This is a genomic window from Kluyvera genomosp. 3 (assembly GCF_011765685.1).
In the GTDB taxonomy this organism is placed as follows: domain Bacteria; phylum Pseudomonadota; class Gammaproteobacteria; order Enterobacterales; family Enterobacteriaceae; genus Kluyvera; species Kluyvera georgiana_A.
The window spans coordinates 2,597,589-2,617,111 of the sequence record NZ_CP050321.1 but is presented as its reverse complement, the minus strand read 5'-3'; the positions used below and the strand labels follow the sequence as shown (position 1 = coordinate 2,617,111).

The following is a 19,523-nucleotide window of genomic DNA, read 5'->3' as shown; positions in this document are numbered from 1 at the left end:
TTGTAAGTAAAAGATAACTCATATAGTGGGATTGAAACAGGGGGGAACCTTCGCAAGATCAATAAACAGGATAAATTAGCCTTGTCGTGGGCATCGGAGAAGTTCGATAAATTCAGATTTAATGCGTAGGTTTTTTTTCACAGAATGATATAGATTTCTCTCAGATACCCCGCACACAAGGAAATGACGATGACCCAGCGTTCCTCACTCTTAAAGACGGTCGCGGCCGTCGTTGCGTTGTCGCTCTGCGCAGCGCCAGTGTTGGCCGACCCCGGCAACGGGCATGGCAACGGTAACGGCAATAGCAACCACGGCAACAGTAGCCACGGTAATAGTAAAAGCGATAAAGGGAATAGCCAGCAGTGGAGTAAAGGCCAGGACAAGGACCACGGATCGACATCGCGTAAGAATTACGGCAAACCCGACCATGTTGACCGCGATATCAGCTACGCAACGGCCAGGCAGCTCGCGGTTAACTATGGCCTGACTGGCTACAAATCTTTGCCACCGGGCATTGCTAAAAATTTGGCGCGAGGTAAACCGCTGCCACCGGGTATTGCGAAAAAAGCGGTTCCGGGATCAATGCTCAATCAGCTTCCTTATTACCCCGGTTATGAATGGCAGGTGATTGGCGATAACCTGGTACTCATTGCTTTAAGTACGGCGATTGTCACGTCGGTGATTAACGGCGTATTTGATTAGAGAGCTGAAGCAGACAATAAAAAACCCCGGCTTGCCGGGGTTTTTTATTGGTGTCATGAAACAGCGGTCAGGCGACGTTACGAGTATGACCCGCGAGAATAGCCAGCGCATCGCTGTTTTCAATGGTGATGTATTTACCTTTCACCGCCAGCATGCCGCTTTTCTGGAAACGACCCAGCAGTCGGCTGATGGTTTCTACCGTCAGACCCAGGTAGTTACCGATATCGCCACGGGTCATGGTGAGACGGAATTCACGCGGCGAGAAACCACGCTGAGCGAAACGACGCGACAGGTTATAGATAAAGGCCGCCAGGCGCTCTTCCGCGTTTTTCTTCGACAGCAGCAGGATCATGTCCTGATCGCCTTTGATCTCTCCGCTCATCAGACGCATCATCTGCTGACGCAGGTTCGGCATTTTGCCTGAGAGGTCATCAAGGGTCTCAAACGGGATTTCGCACACCATGGAAGTTTCCAGCGCCTGAGCAAAGCTCGGGTGATGGCCGGTGCCGATGGCGTCGAAGCCAACTAAATCGCCTGCCAGATGGAAACCGGTGATCTGCTCATCGCCTTGCTCGGTAATGGTGTAGCTCTTGATGGTACCGGAACGGATGGCATACAGAGACTTCAGTTCATCTCCGGCTTTGAATAACGTTTGCCCTTTCTGAATAGGCTTTTTGCGCTCGATAATATTATCCAGCTGATCAAGCTCATGCTCATTAAGAGTGAACGGGATGCAAAGCTGGCTGATGCTGCAATCCTGGCAATGGATCGCGCAACCGCCAGACTGAATGCGTCGTATAATTCTCTTTTCCGGGATCATAGGTTTGCTCAAGCCGTAATTGATATTGGTCAATTTTAACATCTTTTTGGTGAGCAGGTAAGTCTCGGCGCGCGTATTCACCCAAGATTAAAATGGGATAGCAGGGAATGAGATATATCTCATTGATATAGAATATAAATTTTCAGGCGCATTTATCGCTAAAGCGCCTGTTAAGCTCATAAAGGGCACAGAAAATCAAAGCAGCAGATAGCCTTCGTGTCGCAGAAGCCACTCTTTACGCTGTACGCCGCCAGCATAACCGGTCATGGTGCCGTTGCGTCCGATCACCCGATGGCAGGGCACGACGATACTCACCGGGTTAGATCCATTGGCGGCGCCTACGGCGCGAGCGGCTCCCGGACGGCCAAGCTGTTCGGCTAGCTGCCCGTAGTGCATCACCTGACCACAGGGGATGGTGCGCAGGGTTTGCCAGACTTCGCGCTGAAAGGGGGTTCCGGCAGTGGCGGTAGGCAGGGATTCGATCACCGCCAGGTCGCCATCAAAATAGTTCGCCAACTGCTGACTCAGCCCGCCGGGGTTGCGTGATGTGACGCGGGTATAGCCTTCAGTTCGGTAGTGAATATCCAGCAGTTGCACCATACGGTCGCTGTGTTCTTCCCATTCCACGGCGCGCAAATGAAAGTTCTCATCACACAGAATCCACAGCGGCCCGAGCGGTGTGGCAATTTTATCTTCAAGCAACGTCAGCATGCGCACTCTCTATATATGATATGTTTACGCAAATTATTCCTGCTTGACACCATAGCATGTGAATGGCCGCTGGCTCTATACCTCAGATGTATAACATCACAAAGGATATGGCTTATTTATCATCAACAAAAAGCGCAGTTATATCGAATAATAATACCTGGATGAAGAGTTGGTTAAAATATAACCCGATAAACGCTGGGGGAAAGCGATCTAATTGAATATAACTCAATGAAAGTTAAGGTGAATGACTCGTAATAAAAATCGGGGTCTGTCGACATCGCCAGACCCCGCAGCAACCACACAGGTGTATCCGTACCGATTCCCACATTTTGCTCCGCACAGCGGGTAATACTATTTATAACGGGTCTGCGCTTATTTTCCAGATAATTCTTGGTGATTTATTTCACGTATTCTGAATAGGGATAGATAATTAATTAATGATTTATATCATTTAAGTTTTAGTTAAATCATAAGTGAAGAAAATTAATTATCGTGCTGTATATTTTGCATGCCAATCATTTTGACGCAAAGGGAAAAGCATTGAGCCTGCAAGGCCGCGCGGCTATAGTATCCGCCTGTGGTAATAAGGGGGGAATTCTCATGAATCTTGACGACAAATCGCTGTTTCTTGACGCCATGGAGGATGTCCAGCCGCTGAAGCGCCACAGCGACGTTCATTGGCAGCCAGTGCGCAACGCCCGAACTCGCCAGCAGGTGGATACACTGCAGCTCGATAATTTTCTCACCACCGGTTTTCTCGACATTGTCCCGCTCGCCACCCCGCTGGAGTTTAAGCGAGAAGGGCTACAGACAGGCGTTCTGGATAAACTGCGGCAGGGCAAATACAGCCAGCAGGCCAGCCTGGATTTACGTAAGCAGACCGTTGAACAGTGCCGTCAGAGCCTGTTTGCCTTTCTCCTACAGGCTGAACAAGACAATTTACGCAATATCCTGATTATTCACGGTAAAGGTAAGGAAGAGGGCTCGCACGCAAACATTATTCGCAGCTATCTTGCTCGCTGGTTAACTGAATTCGACGACGTTCAGGCTTTTTGTAGCGCGCTACCGCATCATGGCGGTAGCGGCGCATGTTATGTGGCGCTGCGTAAATCGGCGGCGGCGAAACAGGAAAACTGGGAGCGCCACGCTAAACGTAGCCGCTAACGCAGCAAAAGCGTCAACTCTGATGCGGCTTTTTGCAGTTCGGGCAACACGCGATCCAGCAATTCAGCCGCGGATACCTGTCCGGCATGGACGCCGACGTTCAGCGCCGCCTCCACCTGTCCCTGCGAGTTAAACAGCGGCACCGCAAGTGAACGCAGCCCCATCTCCAGCTCCTGATCGTTTAACGCATACCCCTGTTGACGCACCGCCTTCAGCTCGCTGCGCAGCTTACTGACAGACGAAATGGTCTGCGGGGTATAGCGGATCATGGTGATGCGGGCCAACATATCGTTGAGTTTTTCTTCTGGCTGGTAGCTCAACAGCACGCGCCCCATTGAGGTTGACCACGCCGGCAAACGACTGCCGATATCCAGGTCTATGGTCATAATGCGCGAGCTGGACGCTCGGGCGATGTAGAGAATATCGTCGCCGTCGAGGGTGGCGATTGAGCAGGACTCATTAAGCATATCGCTTAAATGTTTCAGCACCGGCTGCGCGGAACGTGCCAGAGGCGTAGAGGCCAGCCATGCGTGCCCCAGCGATAAAATGCGCGGGCGCAGTTGAAAATTTTTGCCATCCTCGGCGTAGACAAACCCCAATTTACCCAGGGTATACAGGCAGCGACGGACGGCCGCGCGGGGGATCCCCGTCTTCTGGCTGATTTGCGAAATCGACAGCAGCCGCCGCTGCGGAGTGAAGGCCTGAATCACCTCCAGCCCACGCGCCAGCGAGGCCATAAAGTTAGGGTCACCTTTAAACGGGTCGCTATCGCCCGTCAAAATATCGTCTGGATGCTTCTCCATTTTTCTCTCCGATTATGCCGCCGATCACATTCTCAGCCTAAACATACACGATGTTCGATTATCGCACCATATTTCGATTATCGCCCTTGACCGGCATCGTTAAGCGGGTCACATTTTGTGCGAACAACGAATATTAGTGCGATAACCGCACAACGAGGAGCAACCTGATGATTGATAAAAGTGTGCCGACGCTGGCGGATGCCGTCGCGGGTATTCACGATGGGGCGACCATTATGATCGGCGGCTTTGGGCCGGCCGGGCAGCCAACGCTGCTGATCGATGCGTTGATTGAACAGGGCGCACGCGACCTGACCATTATCAATAACAACGCCGGAAACGGTGAAATCGGCCTCGCGGCGCTGTTGAAGGCCGGGCGGGTACGTAAAATGATCTGCTCATTCCCACGCCAGGTCGACTCACAGATTTTCGACGACCTGTATCGCCGCGGCAAAGTGGAGCTGGAACTGGTTCCGCAAGGGAACCTGGCCGCCCGCATTCAGGCCGCTGGCGCAGGCCTTGGCGCTATTTTCACCCCGACGGGCTACGGCACGCCGTTAGCGGAAGGCAAAGAAACCCGTGAAATCGATGGCCGCCACTATGTGCTGGAGTACCCGATTAGCGCCGACTTTGCGCTGATTAAAGCTCACCAGGCTGACCGTTGGGGCAACCTGGTTTATCGCAAAGCGGCACGTAACTTTGGGCCTATTATGGCCACGGCGGCGAAAACCACCATTGTGGAAGTCACCAGCATGGTGGCGCTGGGCGATCTCGACCCGGAAAACGTCGTCACGCCGGGCATTTTTGTGCAACGCGTGTTCGCGCAGGAATCTTTCACCGCTCAGGCGCAGCGAGCTTAAGGAGCCGACAATGCAAAAAATCTCTCGTGACGATATGGCAAAACGCGTGGCGCAGGACATTCCGGAAGGCGCCTACGTGAACCTGGGCATTGGCCTGCCGACCCGCATTGCCAACTATCTGCCGTCTGATAAAGAAGTCTTTTTACACAGCGAAAACGGCCTGCTGGGCATGGGGCCAAAACCGGCGCCCGGTGAAGAAGATCCCGAACTGATTAACGCCGGCAAAGAGTACGTGACTCTGCTGCAGGGCGGCTGTTATTTCCACCATGGCGACTCCTTTGCCATGATGCGCGGCGGCCATCTGGATATTTGCGTGCTGGGAGCCTACCAGGTTTCTGCCGGCGGCGATCTCGCCAACTGGAGCACCGGCGCGCCGGACGCGATTCCTGCCGTTGGCGGGGCGATGGATCTGGCCGTTGGCGCACGTCAGGTGTTTGTGATGATGGACCACCTGACCCGTGACGGTGAATGTAAGTTAGTGGAACACTGCACCTATCCGCTGACCGGCGTCGGTTGCGTCAGCCGCATTTATACCGATCTCGCCGTCATTGATATCACCCCCAATGGCCCGGTGGTGCGGGAAATCTTCAACGGTATCTCTTTCGATGAATTACAGCGTATTACCCCTGTTACCCTGATTTACGACGCGGTCGCGGAAAGCGCCTAAGGAATGATGATGAATCAAGCATTTATCTGCGACGCGGTACGCACACCGTTTGGTCGTTTTGGTGGTACTCTGGCTGGCGTACGCGCCGACGATTTGGCCGCTCTGCCGCTGAAAGCGTTGCTGGAGCGTCATCGCGGGCTTGACCCGGCGCGTATTGACGATGTGATTTATGGCTGCGCGAATCAGGCTGGGGAAGATAACCGTAACGTCGCGCGTATGGCGCTGCTGTTGGCTGGGCTGCCGGAAACAGTACCGGGCAGCACCATCAACCGTCTTTGCGGCTCCAGCCTGGACGCCATTGGCGTGGCGGCGCGGGCGATTAAAAGCGGTGAAACCCAGTTGATGATTGCGGGGGGCGTAGAGAGCATGTCGCGCGCGCCGTTCGTGATGGGTAAAGCGGAAAGCGCGTTCAGCCGCGCCATGAAGATGGAAGATACCACCATCGGTTGGCGGTTTATCAACGCGCAAATGAAAGCGCTGTACGGCGTGGATTCGATGCCGGAGACGGCAGAAAACGTGGCGACCGATTTTACCATTTCTCGTGCCGACCAGGATGCTTTCGCGCTACGTAGCCAGCAGCGTACCGCACAGGCGCAGGCCAATGGCGTGTTTAATGACGAGCTGATCCCGGTGTGGATCCCGCAGCGCAAAGGCGAACCGCTGTGTTTTGCCCAGGATGAACATCCGCGCAGCACCTCGCTTGAGGCGCTGGCGAAGCTGAAAGGCGTGGTGCGCCCCGATGCGACCGTCACCGCGGGTAACGCGTCCGGGGTAAACGATGGCGCCTGTGCGCTGCTGTTAGCCAGCGAGCAGGCGATGGCGCAGAATGATTTACAGCCGCTGGCTCGCGTCGTCGGGGTGGCAACTGCCGGTGTTGCGCCGCGTATTATGGGATTCGGGCCAGCGCCGGCGGTACGGAAAGTCCTGGCTCAAACGGGTCTGACGCTGGCGCAGATGGACGTAATCGAGTTGAATGAAGCTTTCGCCGCCCAGGCGCTGGCCGTGCTGCGCGATTTAGGTCTGCCGGATGATGCCGCGCACGTGAACCCGAACGGCGGGGCGATTGCGCTGGGGCATCCGCTGGGCGCTTCCGGTGGACGGCTGGCGATGACCGCGGCCTACCAGCTGCGTCGTACCGGCGGGCGGTATGCGCTATGCACGATGTGTATCGGCGTCGGCCAGGGGATCGCGCTGATTATTGAACGCGTATAAGGAGCTGGAATGAGTTTGTTGACCCCGCTATTGCGTACCCAGGCGCTGACGGAATTTTTCAGCGCCGAGCAAACGGTGCAGGGGATGCTGGATTTTGAGGCGGCGCTCGCGAACGCACAGGCGCAGTGTCAGGTGATTCCCGACGCTGCGGTTGCGCCGATCGCTGCAGCCTGTCAGGCGCAGTCGCTGGATTTACCCACACTGGCGAGCGCGGCGGCCAACGCCGGCAATCTGGCGATACCGCTGGTTAAGCAACTGACGCAGCGCGTGAAAGCGCACGATCCCGAAGCCGCGCGCTACGTTCACTGGGGAGCAACCAGCCAGGACGCCATTGATACCGGGCTGATTTTACAGCTGCGCAAGGCGCTCGATGAGATACAAGTCCGTCTTCGCCGCCTTACGCAAGTGCTGGCTGAACAAATTACCCGCCATCAACACACGCTGATGCCGGGCCGCACCTGGATGCAGCACGCGCTCCCTATCACCTTTGGTCTGAAACTGGCCGGTACGCTTGACGCGCTGCTGCGCTGGCAATTGCGGCTGGATGAACTGCGCCCGCGCGTACTGACTCTACAGTTTGGCGGCGCGGCGGGGACGCTGGCCTCGCTGAAAGACAAAGGGCCAGAGGTCGCGGAGCGGCTGGCCGTCACGCTCAACCTTTCGCTGCCCGATACCCCCTGGCACAGCCAGCGCGATCGTATTGTTGAAGTGGCGAGTTGGTTTGCGGGGCTTAGCGGCACGTTGGGTAAATTTGCCAATGATTTTTCGTTGTTGATGCAAACCGAAGTCGCCGAAGTAAGCGAACCGATTGCCGAAGGTCGTGGCGGGTCGTCTGCGATGCCGCATAAGCGCAATCCGGTAAGCTGCGCGGCGATTCTTGCCGCCGTACAGCGTATACCCGGGTTGATGGCGACGCTGTACGGCGCACAAATTCAACAGCATGAGCGTGCGCTGGGCGGCTGGCAGGCCGAGTGGGAAACATTGCCAGAGTTAGTGATGTTGACTGGCGGCGTACTGGAAAACAGTGAATATCTGCTGCGCGGTATGCAGGTTAATGCGGTCAAGATGCGCGCCGATCTGGATATCACCCACGGTCTGATTATGGCCGAATCCGTTACTCAGGCGCTGGCGGCCTTTATTGGCAAAGCCGACGCTCATCATCAGGTAGAAAAAATCTGTCATCGGGCGATAGCGCTGGATTGCCCGTTACAACCACTGCTGGAGAACGATCCGCTGGTCAGCCAGCATCTTTCTTCAGCGCAACTCTCGCAACTGCTGGACCCAGCGACCGCACTCGGCAGTACCGACCACTTTGTGCGCCAGGTTGTGGCGCGCTATCAGGAGCAGGGAAATGAACATCCATTATCGCCTTGAAGGACCAGAAACGGCACCGGTGTTGGTGCTCTCTAACTCGCTGGGTACAACTCACGCTATGTGGGATGCGCAGATGCCCGCATTGACCGAGCATTTTCGCGTGTTGCGCTACGATACGCACGGTCATGGACAAACGCAAAAACGCGGAAAGGTGACGTTGTCACAATTGGGTGAAGACGTCATTACGCTACTCGATCACCTGAATATCCCACAGGCCTTTTTCTGCGGCATTTCAATGGGCGGCCTGACCGGCCTCTGGCTGGCTCGTTTCGCGCCGGAACGCTTTACTGCCGTTGCGGTGGCGAATACGGCGGCGAAGATTGGCGAGCAGGCCAACTGGCTGTCGCGGGCGCGCACTGTGCGTACTGAAGGTATGGGTGTGGTGGCGGCAGGGTCGGCGGATCGTTGGTTTACACCGCATTTCCGTCAACATCAACCGGCGGTGGTTGAACAGCTTTGTCACCAGCTCGCCACCTCCGAGGCGGAAGGTTACGCGGAATGCTGTGAAGCGCTGGCGGCGGCTGATTTACGAGGCGAAGTCGCGGCTATCACTGTGCCGATGCTGATTATTGCCGGTGAGTTCGACCCGGTAACCACCGTAGCCGATGCCGATTATTTACATCAACAAATTGACGGTTCTTTCCAGGTAGATTTGGCGGCATCGCATTTGTCGAACGTCGAAGCCAGCGAAGAGTTTACCGCCGCGTTGATCGCATTTTTACGGAGGAATGATGGAAGATAATCAACGTTATCAGCAGGGGATGGCGGTGCGCCGTAAGGTGCTGGGGGATGCCCACGTTGACCGGACGCTGCAAAAATTAACGCCGCTGAACGAAGAGTTTCAGGATTTCATCACGCGCTACGCCTGGGGGGAAACCTGGACCCGTCCGGGTCTGGACCACCACACCCGCAGTATGATCACCATCGCCATGCTGATTGCGCTCAATCGCGAAGCCGAACTGAAAATGCATCTGCGCGCGGCCTTCAACAACGGCGTAACCCGCGATGAGCTGAAAGAGCTGATCATGCATTCGGCGCTGTATTGCGGTCTGCCGGCGGCAAATGCCACGATGCATCTGGCACAGCAGGTCTTTGATGAAATGGATGCGGTACAGTCGCAATAAACATCAACACTTGTTGAAATTTATAATTTTGTTGAATGTGTAAAAGGGCAGTGCTATCGTTATGGCTCCTTAACCGCAGGAGTTGACGATGGCACTTGTCCGTTATCCCACGAGTAAACCTTTTCCTTTTTCCGACGCCGTTGCGGCGAACGGGTTTCTCTTTCTTTCTGGCCAGGTCTCAATGAGTCCGGACGGACAGCCGCTGTACGGTACCATTACCGAGCAGGTTAATCGGATTATGCATTCGGTCAGCGAGACGCTGGCGCGCGGTGACGCGCAATTGCGCGATGTGGTGCGCGCGCAGGTTTGGTTAAGCGATATGGCGCACTTCGCGGAGTTCAATCAGGCCTGGCGTCCATGGTTCCCCGAGGGTTTCCCCAGCCGAAGCGTCACCACCAGCCGACTGGCATTCGATCTCGACGTGGAAATCGAATTTCAGGCGGTGCTGCCATGAGCGCGGAACGGGATACCCTCATCGCCACCTTGAGCGCCTCGCTGGCGGCGTTGAAAGCGACATTACCGGCAAATACCGAAGTGGTGCTGCACGATTTAACTCAGCCGCAATCCTCGGTAGTCGGTATTGTTAACGGTCACGTCAGCGGGCGGCAGGTAGGCGATGGACTGCTTAGCGGGCCAGAAGAAGATGATGGTTTTCTGGGGCTTATCGACGAGACGCAGCCGCCATCCTCAACGCGGCTGTTCAGCGGTTACACCTCGTACGCGCGCGGCGGTAAACCGTTAAGCAGCGCGTCGACGCTGTACTACGATGCCAACGGAAAGGCGGTGGCGGCGTTTTGCGTCAACGTCGACATGGAGCCGGTGATGCGTTTTCGTCGCGAACTGGATTATCTGGTTTCCGGTATGTCGGCAGCACAACCCGCGGAAAATCCTGCCACCTCGTTACCCGCGCAATCTCTGGCGGAGGTTCTGGCTCGTTTCCAGGCCGCCCCAGAGGAAAATCCAAAAGCGTTTCGCCTGCGGGTGGTCAGCGAACTGCATTCGATGGGCATTTTCAAAATTAAGGGCAGCGTCATTGAAGTCGCCAGAGCGCTCGGTGTGACGCGTTACACAATCTACAACTACCTGGATAAACTCAATGAACAATAATCTCCCGGCTACGCTTGCGTTTTATCAGGTTGATGCTTTTACCGCTAAGCCATTTGGCGGTAACCCGGCGGCGGTGATGCCGCTGACGGAATGGCCAGAAGACAGCGTATTACAAGCGATTGCCGCCGAAAATAACCTGTCCGAAACCGCCTTTTTTGTGCCGCTTGATGAGGGTTTTCATCTGCGCTGGTTTACGCCAGCGGTCGAAGTGGATCTCTGCGGCCATGCCACGCTCGCTGCGTCATGGGTACTGTTCAACGTACTCAACTATCCGCAAGAGACGCTGCGTTTCACTACCCGTAGCGGCTTGCTGACCGTCACGCGGCAGGGCGATGAGTTGTGCATGGATTTTCCGACGAAAGCGCTCCAGCCGATTGACGAACCACAGGGGCTGCTGGCCGCGCTGGGCATTACCCATGGCGTAGAAGGATTCTGGCAATCAGATGACATTGTGGTGCTGGTGAATGATAAAGCGATCGTTGAGGGGCTATCGCCCGATTTCAACCTGCTGTCGGCGTTTAACACCCGCGGGGTGATCGTCACGGCGCCAGATGATGCGGAGTTTGATTTCGTGTCACGCTGGTTTGGCCCGCAGGTCGGGGTGAATGAAGATCCGGTGACCGGTTCGGCACATACCTGGCTGGCGCCGTTCTGGGCTAAACGCTGCGGTAAAAATACCCTTCATGCGCAGCAGGGCGGCGCGCGTAAAGGCACGCTGCGCTGTGTGTTGGGCGCTGATGGTCGTGTTTCGCTGTACGGGCAAGCGAAACTGATGATTGAGGGGACGTTCCGTCTGTAAAGCCGATGAACGATAAATCGCCCGTTGAGTGCCGGGTTGTCCGGTTAACGATAGTGTGCATGCTGGCGCTATATGGCCTGCTGATCTGGCTTTCCTGATGTCGTAAAGCGTGATCGTGCAGGGTTAAAATAAAATAACGTTCCATTATTATCGGTTCTCAGTTTCTATTTAACGTTGTTAATGGAGAACCGATGTCAAAAATACCTTATCTGGGCATGTCGACGCTGCTCTGTATGCCATTGGTGCTACAGGGCTGCGCCGCGCCTTCGTCAACAGGAACGGCGACAAGACCGCTGCTGACGGCGCAGGAAGCCGCACCGTATACCACCGAAAACTACTTCGCACAGGGTGGCCTGTTCAGCCAACCACAGGGGCCGTGGCAGCCGTCGGAAATTACCCTGACGCACATTGAGACACCATGGCGCGTCGCGCCAGAAGGCGCGCCTTACACCCGCGTCCAGCAGGCGGTGGATGCCGCTCTGGCTCATCATAAGGGCAATGAACGTCTCTACATTCGTCTTGAACCTGGCGTTTACAGCGGCACGGTGTATATCCCCGATGATGCGCCGCCGATTACCCTTTTTGGTACGGGAAAAGGGCCTGAGGATGTACGTATTGAACTGGCGCTGGACTCGCAGTTCAGCCCGGCGAAATATCGTCAGACCGTCGACGCCGACCACTATCCGCCGACCTCGCCGGCGTATTACCAGTATGCGCTGTGTGCGGGGAAAACTACGGCCGTGATCGGCACCAATTGCGCCGCGGTATTCTGGTCGCAAAGTCACGATCTCCAACTGGTCAATTTAACCATTGCCAACAGCCTGCTCGACACGGTTGACGGCGGCACCCACCAGGGCGTCGCTCTGCGAACCGATGGCGACCGCATTCAACTGCAAAACGTTCGCCTGCTCGGGCGCCAGGATACGCTCTATCTCAACGTCAGCAATCGGCGCAATGATGCGCTGACCGATCGCATTAATCGGGTTTACGTGCAGGATAGCTACATTGAAGGTGACGTTGACTATGTATTCGGTCGCGCCAACGTGGTGTTTGACGGCGTGCATTTCCATACCGTCTCAAGCCGCCAATCGCCGGAAGCCTATGTGCTGGCACCGAATACGCTCCCCGACAATCCTTACGGTTTCCTGGTCAAAAACAGCCGTTTCACGACGGATGATGGCTACAAAGGCACCTTTAAAGCCAAGCTGGGCCGCGCATGGGATCAGGGGGCAGGGAAAACAGGTTATTTGCCGGGCAAGACCGCGAATGGGCAGGTGTTGATTGTGAACAGCACGATTGATAGCGGCTATGACAGCCTGTCGCCCTGGGGCGCGGCGGCGACTACCGCCAGGCCGTTTAAGGGGAACGCGGAGCCTTCACGTCAGTTGAACGATGTGAACACGAACCGTCTTTGGGAGTGGAACACGCGCTGGGAAAAATGAAAACCCGTAGCAGTGTAAAGAGAGCCGGATACAGCGTTAACGCTTTATCCGGCCTGATTCCTGGCAGGACGGCTTAAAACGGCAGCGTTCTCGGCTGCGTCTGCATCGTTACCCAGCGTAGCTCGGTAAATTCATGAATTCCCGCACGACCGCCAAAGCGCCCATACCCGGAGTCTTTGGTGCCGCCGAAGGGCATTTGCGCCTCGTCGTGCACCGTGGGGCCATTGATGTGGCAGATCCCGGTTTGCAGATTTTGCGCCACGTTCCACGCGCGGGCGGTATCGCGGCTGTACACCGCCGACGACAGACCGTAGGCACTGTCATTGGCGATGCGCACCGCCTCCTGCTCGTCACGGGCGCGGATCACCGCTTTCACCGGGCCAAATGACTCTTCGTGCCAGATACGCATCGCAGGCGTTACGCCATCGAGCAGCGTTGCCGACATCTGCGTAGAGTGGGCCTTGCCGCCGGTCAGCAGCGTCGCGCCTTTGGCCAACGCATCTTCAATCAATGCATTGCAGCGCTCAACGGTTTTCATCTCGACCACTGAACCTAACAGCCCGTCCGGTAGCGCGTTAACACGCTTCACCAGTGCGGCGATAAACGCTTCGGCAATCCGCTCCTCAACGATAATACGTTCGGTGGACATGCATATTTGCCCGGCGTTAGCAAACGCGCCGAAAGTCGCGCCCGCGGCGGCCTGGGTAATATCGGCATCGTCCAGCACCAGCAAGGGCGCTTTACCGCCTAACTCCAGCACCACCGGTTTCAGATATTTCGCGCAGGTTTGGGCGATGATCCGTCCCACCGGCGTGGATCCGGTGAAGTTCACGCGTCTGATGCCCGGATGGGCAATCAGCGATTCGACAAAAGCCGGGGCATCCTGGGGCGCGCAGGTCAGATAGTTCACTACGCCCGCGGGGAATCCGGCTGCCGCCAGCGCATCAATAATCAGCCCCTGCGTCGCCGGAGAAAGTTCAGAACCTTTGAGGATCACCGTATTGCCGCAGGCGAGCGGGGTGGCAATGGCGCGAACCGCCAGGATAATCGGCGCGTTCCACGGCGCCATCCCTAACACCACGCCAGCCCCCTGACGTGTCGCCATCGCCAGATTGCCCGCAATATTAGACGGGATCACCTGGCCCTCAATCTGCGTGGTGAGTGCTGCAGCTTCACGCAGGATCTCCGCGCCGAGGTGGACGTTAAACCCGGCCCAGTGCGCCGTCGCGCCGGTTTCGGCATTCATGGTGGCAATAAACTGCTCGCGGCGTTGTTCAAGCTCATCTGCAGCGGCAAGCAGCAGGCGACGTCGCTCGCCGGGTGTGGTATCACGCCAGGCGGGAAACGCGGCGGCAGCGGCGTCTGCGGCGTGTGTGGCATCAATGAGACCCGCTGCTGGAGCGGTACTGGCAACGGCGTCGTTGATGGGATTCAGGCGTGTAAAGGTCGCATTGCCTTGCGCGGCGCACGCTTCGCCGTTAATGAACAGGGTACAGGTGATGGTCATGGAAACCTCTTCTGGGCTCGGGTAACGCTCTGAGTGTAGAGAGGCGCAAGCGTGCTGAATATCCATCATACGGATTTCGCACGCTTTTTTTCAGCTTTTGAAAGCGGTTCACATCCTTGTGCCGCCGAGGGTTACGCGAGTCGCGCCCGCAGCTCGCGCTGGCTGCTATCGCTGAGTTGGAGGAGGTTCACTGAATCGCCCGATTCCGTGCTGCGGGCATACAGCGCGACCAGCCAGTCGTACACGTAGCGTGTGGCGGCGTGTACCGGCTGTTCGCCAAGCTGAGTCAGGCGTGCGCTGGAGGTTGGCGTATCGTGGGCGAAAACCGCGCTGCCTTTGGCGATACGGCTGGCGGGGCGCTGGCTGACGGGCTGTTCAGCGTAGCCCAGCCAGTGAATAAAGTTTGCGATGATCGCCCGCAGCTGCGCCGCGCCAGCCTGCTGTTCTGCGCTTGCGTGGCGTAACTGTTGCGCCAGCCCTTGTCGTTGGCTGGCGGTCATCAGCGCAAGTACCAGCTGCTGTTGAGTGGCTGATGTGAGCTGCGGGTGCGGCTGGCGACTCCACTGGCGCAAATGTTTACACCACAGGGCATAAACCTGCGATCCCCGATCCTGATACGTCGGCGTAGTCTGACTGACGGCTTCCGGAGCGGCGAACAGGTCGACGGATTCATTAAACAACCCACTGGCTTTTTCTTCACGCTGCTGCTGAACCTGGCACAACGCTTCGAACGCGGGCAGAGCGGGAAGCAGACTCTCCAGCAGCTCGCCGTGGCGCGAAGCGTGCGTTTGCAGTTCACGAATCATCGTTTCCGCCTGCGTGGCGTCATGGCTTGTCGAAGCGAGCAGCGGCTGGCACAGGGTGATTAACTGCTGTTGAAGAGTGTTTGCCATGGCGGTAAAACGGCGCTGGCGCAGTTCAGGCTGCGTGGCCTGCGACAGCCATTCCATCAACCGTTGCAGGCTGCTGTGATCCAGCGCTTGCAGCGTTCCCCAATGTTGGCCTGGTTTACCAACCAGCTGTTGAATGGCCTCATCAAAGTGACGCTTATTTAAGAAACGATCGTCTTCCGGCGTAATGGCCCACACCAGCCCCGGCAGCTTGTTCTCCTGCGTGGGTTGGGTGTCGTTTACCCAACGCAGTAACGCCCTGGCGGTAGACGGAATCGCCGCGCGCTGGGCGGTAGCGTTACACACCAGCAGGATATCCGGTTGCCGATGCTGACGATAGTTTTCCAACAGCCAGCGACATTTACTGGCCCACAGCGGGGTGTCAGGGGTGAGCGACGGCACGGGAATATCAATAATGTCCACATTGTCGAGCACGCCTTGTTCCGCGTTCAGCACCAGTTCAACGGTCAGCAGCGCCAGGGTGGCAACCGGTATGCTGACCGCATTCTGATAACCATCGTCGGTGAGCGGATGCACCAGTACCGCGTCATCGCTCTCAACGCCCGGCGTCAGGAACGCATCCATCGGCAGGGTAAACGCATCCACCAATAAACTCAGCGGCGCCATTACTTCCCGGCGGTTGCCCGCCTGGTGCAGGGTATGTGCCAGCGTCAACCATTTTTGGGTGAGTTCCTGTTGTTCACCCCACAGTAGCGACCACGCCCGAGCGCGCGCGGTGAGATCCAGCGACGGCAGGAGATGCGCGAACTGGTACCACAGATCGTCATCGATCGTCTGGTACGCCGTCGGTAGCGTATCGCGCCAGAAGCGGGCCACGCTGGCCACTTCCGCCGCTGTCAGGCCCGGCACCGGCTGCGGCTGGCGCAGGTTCTGCCAACCGCGCAGGCGGGAGGCGATAAGGTGGCTATCCGGTGGGCGAATATCGCCGCGCTGCCAGGCATGGGCGATAAACAGCTGTACCAGCTCAGCTTCACTTATCAGTACCAGCCGCAGCGGGAAGGCGTCGTCCGGCGTAGGCTGCTCGCGGCTAAAGCGAACCGCCATTTGCGTGAGGCTGTGACCGGGATTGATATGGCTGAAGTAGTCCAGCGTTTTGCTGCCGGTTTGCACCGTCAGACGGCCATCGCCGCTGCCGCACAGGGTGCGCAGCAGGTGGGCTTTAGAGGCCTGTGAATGGCCAAACAGCGCGATGCTGGCGGGTTGGGCGCGAGTGTCCTGACGCGCTTTCTGCTGGGCGTCGAGCGCCAGCAGTCGAGTGAACAGTGCGTTGGCGTCATCATCCAGTAACGGATGCTCCTGACGGGCGTCAGCGAGCCAGTCGATTACTGCGGCTATCATGGTCATTTGAGGAATACGCTCCCGCTGTCGATCCAGTAGTGGCTGCCGCTATGGCGACGGTCAGCCAGGGTATTGAGTTTCAGGGTCAGGGCATCCGGCGAAACCGGCGTGCCGTCCTGAAGCCAGGCGTCGCTCAATACAAACGACAGCGGCGCTTCGTGTCGGCTACCACCTTCAAGCTTCAGGCGAACCTGCAGCACGCCGTCTCCGGCGATGGCTTTCGCCAGTTCTGGCGAGTTGATGCTCAACGTATACAGCGGCGTCGCGGGCCAGCGGGTGTTCGCCAGTTGGCGGAAACCGAGGGTAACATTGCCGCGCAGCGGGAAGTGCAGGCGGGCATCCAGCCTGGCGCCGGGTTTGTCGAGATCGAGATCGTGGTACCAGATATTTTCATCGCGCAGCGTGTTGACGGTTTTATCCAGTACCCCCAGATAGCGCACGGTGGAGTACGCGCCGATATCGGCGGCTTTAAAGTTAAAGTGCGGCAGGCGTAGATCCAGCGCCAGGCTGCACAGCATCGCTCCCACGGCGGCGGTGGATTTCGGGTTGCCGATACGCCCCTGTTGGCTGAACGGATACCATTCATGTACATGATATTTATCCAGCCAGACCATCCGGTTGACCGGGACTGGCTGAAGGTAGCGGATCAGCGCCTGTATGCCCGGCAGGCAGCCGGGCCGCCCGGTAATCAGCAGCACGTCGCAGGCATAGTGTGAGATTGCCTCGCAGAGCGCGTGCAGCGGACCGGCGAGGGTAAACTCACCGGCGAGCATGGCTTCCTGCAATCGGCTGAAGGTCACTTCCAGCGGTACGGCCAGCAGGTCGAACGGCGCGCTACCGGCAGGCAATGCGTGCTCTACGGCCTGGCCGACATAGTTCATCACGTTGCGAGTTGGCGTTTGGCTAAGCAATTCACCGAAGGTGGCGTGCAATCCAGCAAGCGGATCCTGCGCGTCGCTTTGTTCCCACGCTGCCAGAATGGCGTGGCCGATGGGCATAAAGAGCTGCAGCGTGGTTTGCTGGCGCAGCACGGCCTGAGTATCCAGCCTGCCGGAGTCGCCAAACAGCGTGGCCATCAGCGCCTGTGCGTCAGCGACGCCGGATTTTTGCAGCTGGGTTTGCAGCGCGGGCAGCACGCAGCGCTGGATAATATCCAGCAGGACATCATCCCCGGCAATTTTAAATCCTTCGCGGAACAGCAGCTGTGGGGTGATTTTGACGTTGCCGCCAATACCGTCGTCCAGTTGATACTGGGCGATAGCCATGTCTGTCGTGCCGCCGCCGAGATCGAGCGAGGCGATGCGCAGCGCACGGCCCGGCGCGATGCCTGGCTCCGGCTGGCGGTCCGGTCGCGCCATCGCCGCAAACAGCGCTTCGGTCTGCCCGGAGAAATGGGAAATCGCTTCGTTGTAAAGCCACACCAGCTGGCCGCAGCTGGCTTCATCCCACTCCATATGAATTTTCGGGATGGGCACGATGCTTTTTTCCTGCACGCGAACAGGGGCAAAATCATCATCCTGCGGGTGCCAACCCATTGCTTTCCACACCAGCGCGATAGCTTCAAACATCCGGCGGCGGAAAATTTCGCGTTCCTGCTTTGGCATGGCCGACGGTAGTGTGAGGATCAGCGTACGCAGCTGGCGCGGTGAGGCGGGGAAGCCCAGGCGAAGGCGGGTGGCGACGCTGTTAATCTGCCCCAACGCCTGTGCCAGCAGTTCGCACAGCATATGGGTCATCAGGGTGCTGCGGCTGTACTGAGGCGAGAAGACCGGCATCCGCTCGTCTGGCGGTAGGGTAAACAGCGGCTGGCCTTCGTCGTTCATCAGGTTCATCAGCGGGAAGGCGGTGGCCAACGGTTCGCGCTGGGTCTTGCCATTCATCTGGCTAAAGCGCCAGTCCTGCACGGTCGGTGTCTCATCCCACAAATAGCGGCGTGGGCTGGAGATACCGCTGTAGCCTTCCGTACCTAAACGCTGCATCGCCAGCTTACGGGCTTCATCACCCACACGCACCAGCGATGGCCAGATAAACGCGTCTTCGCGGCCGCTTTCCACCGAGAAATGCTGCTTGCCAAACCGTGATTCCGAGAACTCGACGCGGCTGGTGAACAGCGGTTCATTCAGATATTGCGGTTCGCTTAATGAGCGCACTTGCAGCTCGGCGGTCTGGCGTAAACCGTCGTTCGCGTCGCCGTGATCTTCGATAATGACGCCACAGGTATGGGTGTTACCCACGTCGAGGATCAAATCTACCGGGATGGCCGGAGTGCTCAGCGTGGCGGTGACGATTTTAATTTCCGGCACCGTCAATTGTTCGCCCAGCAGCGCCAGAATATTCAGCCAGTGGCCCTGATATTCAAAACTGCGTAGCGCCTGTGCCACATCGCGTTCGCTTCGGGATTCATGAGCGGCAACGGTCTGCTGGAATACTTCACGCAGCCAGCCGTCAATCCATGTTTGATCGAGGAAGTCGCTGATTTCATTGTCGCGCCACGCCAGCGCAAAGCGGGTACCGTTGAGCAGATCGCTGGCGACGGGTGACAGGCCGTTGGCGTCATCGTCGCTGATCTGGCTATCAAACGCTAACGTCACGCGGTGCGTATTGCCCGCGTTGTCCGGTTCCGCCAGGCGACGAATCTGCACGCGCGCCCAGTTGTCCGGTCCTTCAACGAAGGTGCGCGGCGGGTTAAAACGCAGGAACGGCAGCGGCAACCAGATGCCGTCTAACAGCGTGAGTGAGTGGTGCAGGGCCAGGGTCGATTCCGGTTTCACCACCTCGGGCGCGCGTCCGGCTTCACCGGGCAGCGTGTAGCGCTGATTGACGACGTCATAGTCCAGACGTAGCAGCGGGCCGTTAGCGGTTTTTCGCACGAAACGACCGTTTTGCAGCGACTCCTGCGGGCTAAGGCCAAAGTCGAGAAACTGCACGCCGCTGTTGGCAATTAATGTGACGCTCTGTTTGTAATCGCAAAGAGTGACCAGCATA

General features: G+C 57.4%; 18 protein-coding genes. 12 read left to right on the top strand and 6 right to left on the bottom strand.

The features are described 5' to 3' along the window. Positions 1–189 precede the first annotated feature (189 nt). A complete protein-coding gene (locus GY169_RS12220; RefSeq protein ID WP_167575906.1) occupies positions 190–702 on the top strand; it encodes an anti-virulence regulator CigR family protein in 513 nt (170 codons plus the stop codon). A gap of 67 nt (positions 703–769) precedes the next feature. Here the strand turns inward: GY169_RS12220 and fnr are convergent, their stop codons facing one another. Further along, positions 770–1,522: a fumarate/nitrate reduction transcriptional regulator Fnr gene (gene fnr / locus GY169_RS12215; protein WP_061708991.1), complete on the bottom strand. Its 753-nt coding sequence runs from the start codon at positions 1,520–1,522 to the stop codon at positions 770–772. 195 nt (positions 1,523–1,717) lie between these two features. Further along, the gene (ogt, locus tag GY169_RS12210) at positions 1,718–2,233 is read right to left on the bottom strand and encodes a methylated-DNA--[protein]-cysteine S-methyltransferase (protein ID WP_163449559.1); all 516 of its coding nucleotides are present in this window, start codon (positions 2,231–2,233) and stop codon (positions 1,718–1,720) included. 600 nt (positions 2,234–2,833) lie between these two features. Between ogt and smrA the strand changes: the two genes are divergently transcribed. After that, positions 2,834–3,397, top strand: coding sequence for a DNA endonuclease SmrA (gene smrA, locus GY169_RS12205; protein ID WP_167575905.1), 564 nt, complete (start codon positions 2,834–2,836; stop codon positions 3,395–3,397). On the opposite strand, the gene GY169_RS12200 is transcribed toward smrA, so the two are convergent. Further along, positions 3,394–4,200 (bottom strand): IclR family transcriptional regulator C-terminal domain-containing protein, encoded by an 807-nt coding sequence (locus tag GY169_RS12200; RefSeq protein WP_064545606.1) that lies wholly within the window; start codon positions 4,198–4,200, stop codon positions 3,394–3,396. The two genes, smrA and GY169_RS12200, sit on opposite strands and share 4 nt — an antisense overlap. A gap of 167 nt (positions 4,201–4,367) precedes the next feature. Here GY169_RS12200 and GY169_RS12195 point away from each other — a divergent pair, with 167 nt between their 5' ends. The 10 genes from GY169_RS12195 to GY169_RS12150 all read left to right on the top strand — a co-directional run bounded on the left by GY169_RS12195 (position 4,368) and on the right by GY169_RS12150 (position 12,782). Then, positions 4,368–5,057 carry a 3-oxoacid CoA-transferase subunit A gene (locus tag GY169_RS12195; RefSeq protein ID WP_163449557.1) on the top strand — a complete coding sequence of 230 codons (690 nt, stop codon included), beginning with the start codon at positions 4,368–4,370 and terminating at the stop codon, positions 5,055–5,057. Between the two features lie 10 nt (positions 5,058–5,067). Next, positions 5,068–5,724, top strand: coding sequence for a 3-oxoacid CoA-transferase subunit B (locus GY169_RS12190; RefSeq protein WP_167575904.1), 657 nt, complete (start codon positions 5,068–5,070; stop codon positions 5,722–5,724). Positions 5,725–5,733: 9 nt separating this feature from the next. After that, a complete protein-coding gene (gene pcaF / locus GY169_RS12185) occupies positions 5,734–6,936 on the top strand; it encodes a 3-oxoadipyl-CoA thiolase (RefSeq protein WP_163449555.1) in 1,203 nt (400 codons plus the stop codon). A 9-nt stretch (positions 6,937–6,945) separates the two neighbouring features. Then, the gene (locus tag GY169_RS12180; RefSeq protein WP_167575903.1) at positions 6,946–8,310 is read left to right on the top strand and encodes a 3-carboxy-cis,cis-muconate cycloisomerase; all 1,365 of its coding nucleotides are present in this window, start codon (positions 6,946–6,948) and stop codon (positions 8,308–8,310) included. Beyond that, positions 8,288–9,052, top strand: coding sequence for a 3-oxoadipate enol-lactonase (gene pcaD, locus GY169_RS12175; protein ID WP_167575902.1), 765 nt, complete (start codon positions 8,288–8,290; stop codon positions 9,050–9,052). The genes GY169_RS12180 and pcaD overlap by 23 nt, the downstream gene beginning before the upstream one ends. Next, a complete protein-coding gene (gene pcaC, locus GY169_RS12170; RefSeq protein ID WP_167575901.1) occupies positions 9,042–9,434 on the top strand; it encodes a 4-carboxymuconolactone decarboxylase in 393 nt (130 codons plus the stop codon). Before pcaD ends, pcaC begins: the two co-directional genes overlap by 11 nt. A gap of 88 nt (positions 9,435–9,522) precedes the next feature. Beyond that, positions 9,523–9,888 (top strand): RidA family protein, encoded by a 366-nt coding sequence (locus GY169_RS12165; RefSeq protein ID WP_167575900.1) that lies wholly within the window; start codon positions 9,523–9,525, stop codon positions 9,886–9,888. After that, on the top strand, positions 9,885–10,541 hold the full coding sequence (locus tag GY169_RS12160; RefSeq protein ID WP_167575899.1) for a transcriptional regulator: 657 nt from the start codon (positions 9,885–9,887) through the stop codon (positions 10,539–10,541). The genes GY169_RS12165 and GY169_RS12160 overlap by 4 nt, the downstream gene beginning before the upstream one ends. After that, positions 10,531–11,340 (top strand): PhzF family phenazine biosynthesis protein, encoded by an 810-nt coding sequence (locus GY169_RS12155; protein ID WP_167575898.1) that lies wholly within the window; start codon positions 10,531–10,533, stop codon positions 11,338–11,340. Before GY169_RS12160 ends, GY169_RS12155 begins: the two co-directional genes overlap by 11 nt. Positions 11,341–11,531: 191 nt before the next feature. Then, positions 11,532–12,782 carry a putative acyl-CoA thioester hydrolase gene (locus GY169_RS12150; RefSeq protein WP_167575897.1) on the top strand — a complete coding sequence of 417 codons (1,251 nt, stop codon included), beginning with the start codon at positions 11,532–11,534 and terminating at the stop codon, positions 12,780–12,782. 73 nt (positions 12,783–12,855) lie between these two features. On the opposite strand, the gene GY169_RS12145 is transcribed toward GY169_RS12150, so the two are convergent. From GY169_RS12145 to GY169_RS12135, 3 genes are all read right to left on the bottom strand, one after another. Beyond that, the gene (locus GY169_RS12145; protein ID WP_167575896.1) at positions 12,856–14,289 is read right to left on the bottom strand and encodes an aldehyde dehydrogenase; all 1,434 of its coding nucleotides are present in this window, start codon (positions 14,287–14,289) and stop codon (positions 12,856–12,858) included. Between the two features lie 131 nt (positions 14,290–14,420). Beyond that, the gene (locus GY169_RS12140) at positions 14,421–16,544 is read right to left on the bottom strand and encodes a virulence factor SrfC family protein (protein WP_167575895.1); all 2,124 of its coding nucleotides are present in this window, start codon (positions 16,542–16,544) and stop codon (positions 14,421–14,423) included. Then, positions 16,541–19,522: a virulence factor SrfB gene (locus tag GY169_RS12135; RefSeq protein ID WP_167575894.1), complete on the bottom strand. Its 2,982-nt coding sequence runs from the start codon at positions 19,520–19,522 to the stop codon at positions 16,541–16,543. Before GY169_RS12135 ends, GY169_RS12140 begins: the two co-directional genes overlap by 4 nt. Position 19,523 lies beyond the last annotated feature (1 nt).

What these genes read in the sequence shown, in the direction of transcription:
- GY169_RS12220 (WP_167575906.1), top strand. Translation starts at nt 190, where the DNA reads ATGACCCAGCGTTCCTCACTCTTAAAGACGGTCGCGGCCGTCGTTGCG.
- fnr (WP_061708991.1), bottom strand. Translation starts at nt 1,522, where the DNA reads ATGATCCCGGAAAAGAGAATTATACGACGCATTCAGTCTGGCGGTTGC.
- ogt (WP_163449559.1), bottom strand. Translation starts at nt 2,233, where the DNA reads ATGCTGACGTTGCTTGAAGATAAAATTGCCACACCGCTCGGGCCGCTG.
- smrA (WP_167575905.1), top strand. Translation starts at nt 2,834, where the DNA reads ATGAATCTTGACGACAAATCGCTGTTTCTTGACGCCATGGAGGATGTC.
- GY169_RS12200 (WP_064545606.1), bottom strand. Translation starts at nt 4,200, where the DNA reads ATGGAGAAGCATCCAGACGATATTTTGACGGGCGATAGCGACCCGTTT.
- GY169_RS12195 (WP_163449557.1), top strand. Translation starts at nt 4,368, where the DNA reads ATGATTGATAAAAGTGTGCCGACGCTGGCGGATGCCGTCGCGGGTATT.
- GY169_RS12190 (WP_167575904.1), top strand. Translation starts at nt 5,068, where the DNA reads ATGCAAAAAATCTCTCGTGACGATATGGCAAAACGCGTGGCGCAGGAC.
- pcaF (WP_163449555.1), top strand. Translation starts at nt 5,734, where the DNA reads ATGAATCAAGCATTTATCTGCGACGCGGTACGCACACCGTTTGGTCGT.
- GY169_RS12180 (WP_167575903.1), top strand. Translation starts at nt 6,946, where the DNA reads ATGAGTTTGTTGACCCCGCTATTGCGTACCCAGGCGCTGACGGAATTT.
- pcaD (WP_167575902.1), top strand. Translation starts at nt 8,288, where the DNA reads ATGAACATCCATTATCGCCTTGAAGGACCAGAAACGGCACCGGTGTTG.
- pcaC (WP_167575901.1), top strand. Translation starts at nt 9,042, where the DNA reads ATGGAAGATAATCAACGTTATCAGCAGGGGATGGCGGTGCGCCGTAAG.
- GY169_RS12165 (WP_167575900.1), top strand. Translation starts at nt 9,523, where the DNA reads ATGGCACTTGTCCGTTATCCCACGAGTAAACCTTTTCCTTTTTCCGAC.
- GY169_RS12160 (WP_167575899.1), top strand. Translation starts at nt 9,885, where the DNA reads ATGAGCGCGGAACGGGATACCCTCATCGCCACCTTGAGCGCCTCGCTG.
- GY169_RS12155 (WP_167575898.1), top strand. Translation starts at nt 10,531, where the DNA reads ATGAACAATAATCTCCCGGCTACGCTTGCGTTTTATCAGGTTGATGCT.
- GY169_RS12150 (WP_167575897.1), top strand. Translation starts at nt 11,532, where the DNA reads ATGTCAAAAATACCTTATCTGGGCATGTCGACGCTGCTCTGTATGCCA.
- GY169_RS12145 (WP_167575896.1), bottom strand. Translation starts at nt 14,289, where the DNA reads ATGACCATCACCTGTACCCTGTTCATTAACGGCGAAGCGTGCGCCGCG.
- GY169_RS12140 (WP_167575895.1), bottom strand. Translation starts at nt 16,544, where the DNA reads ATGACCATGATAGCCGCAGTAATCGACTGGCTCGCTGACGCCCGTCAG.
- GY169_RS12135 (WP_167575894.1), bottom strand. Translation starts at nt 19,522, where the DNA reads ATGCTGGTCACTCTTTGCGATTACAAACAGAGCGTCACATTAATTGCC.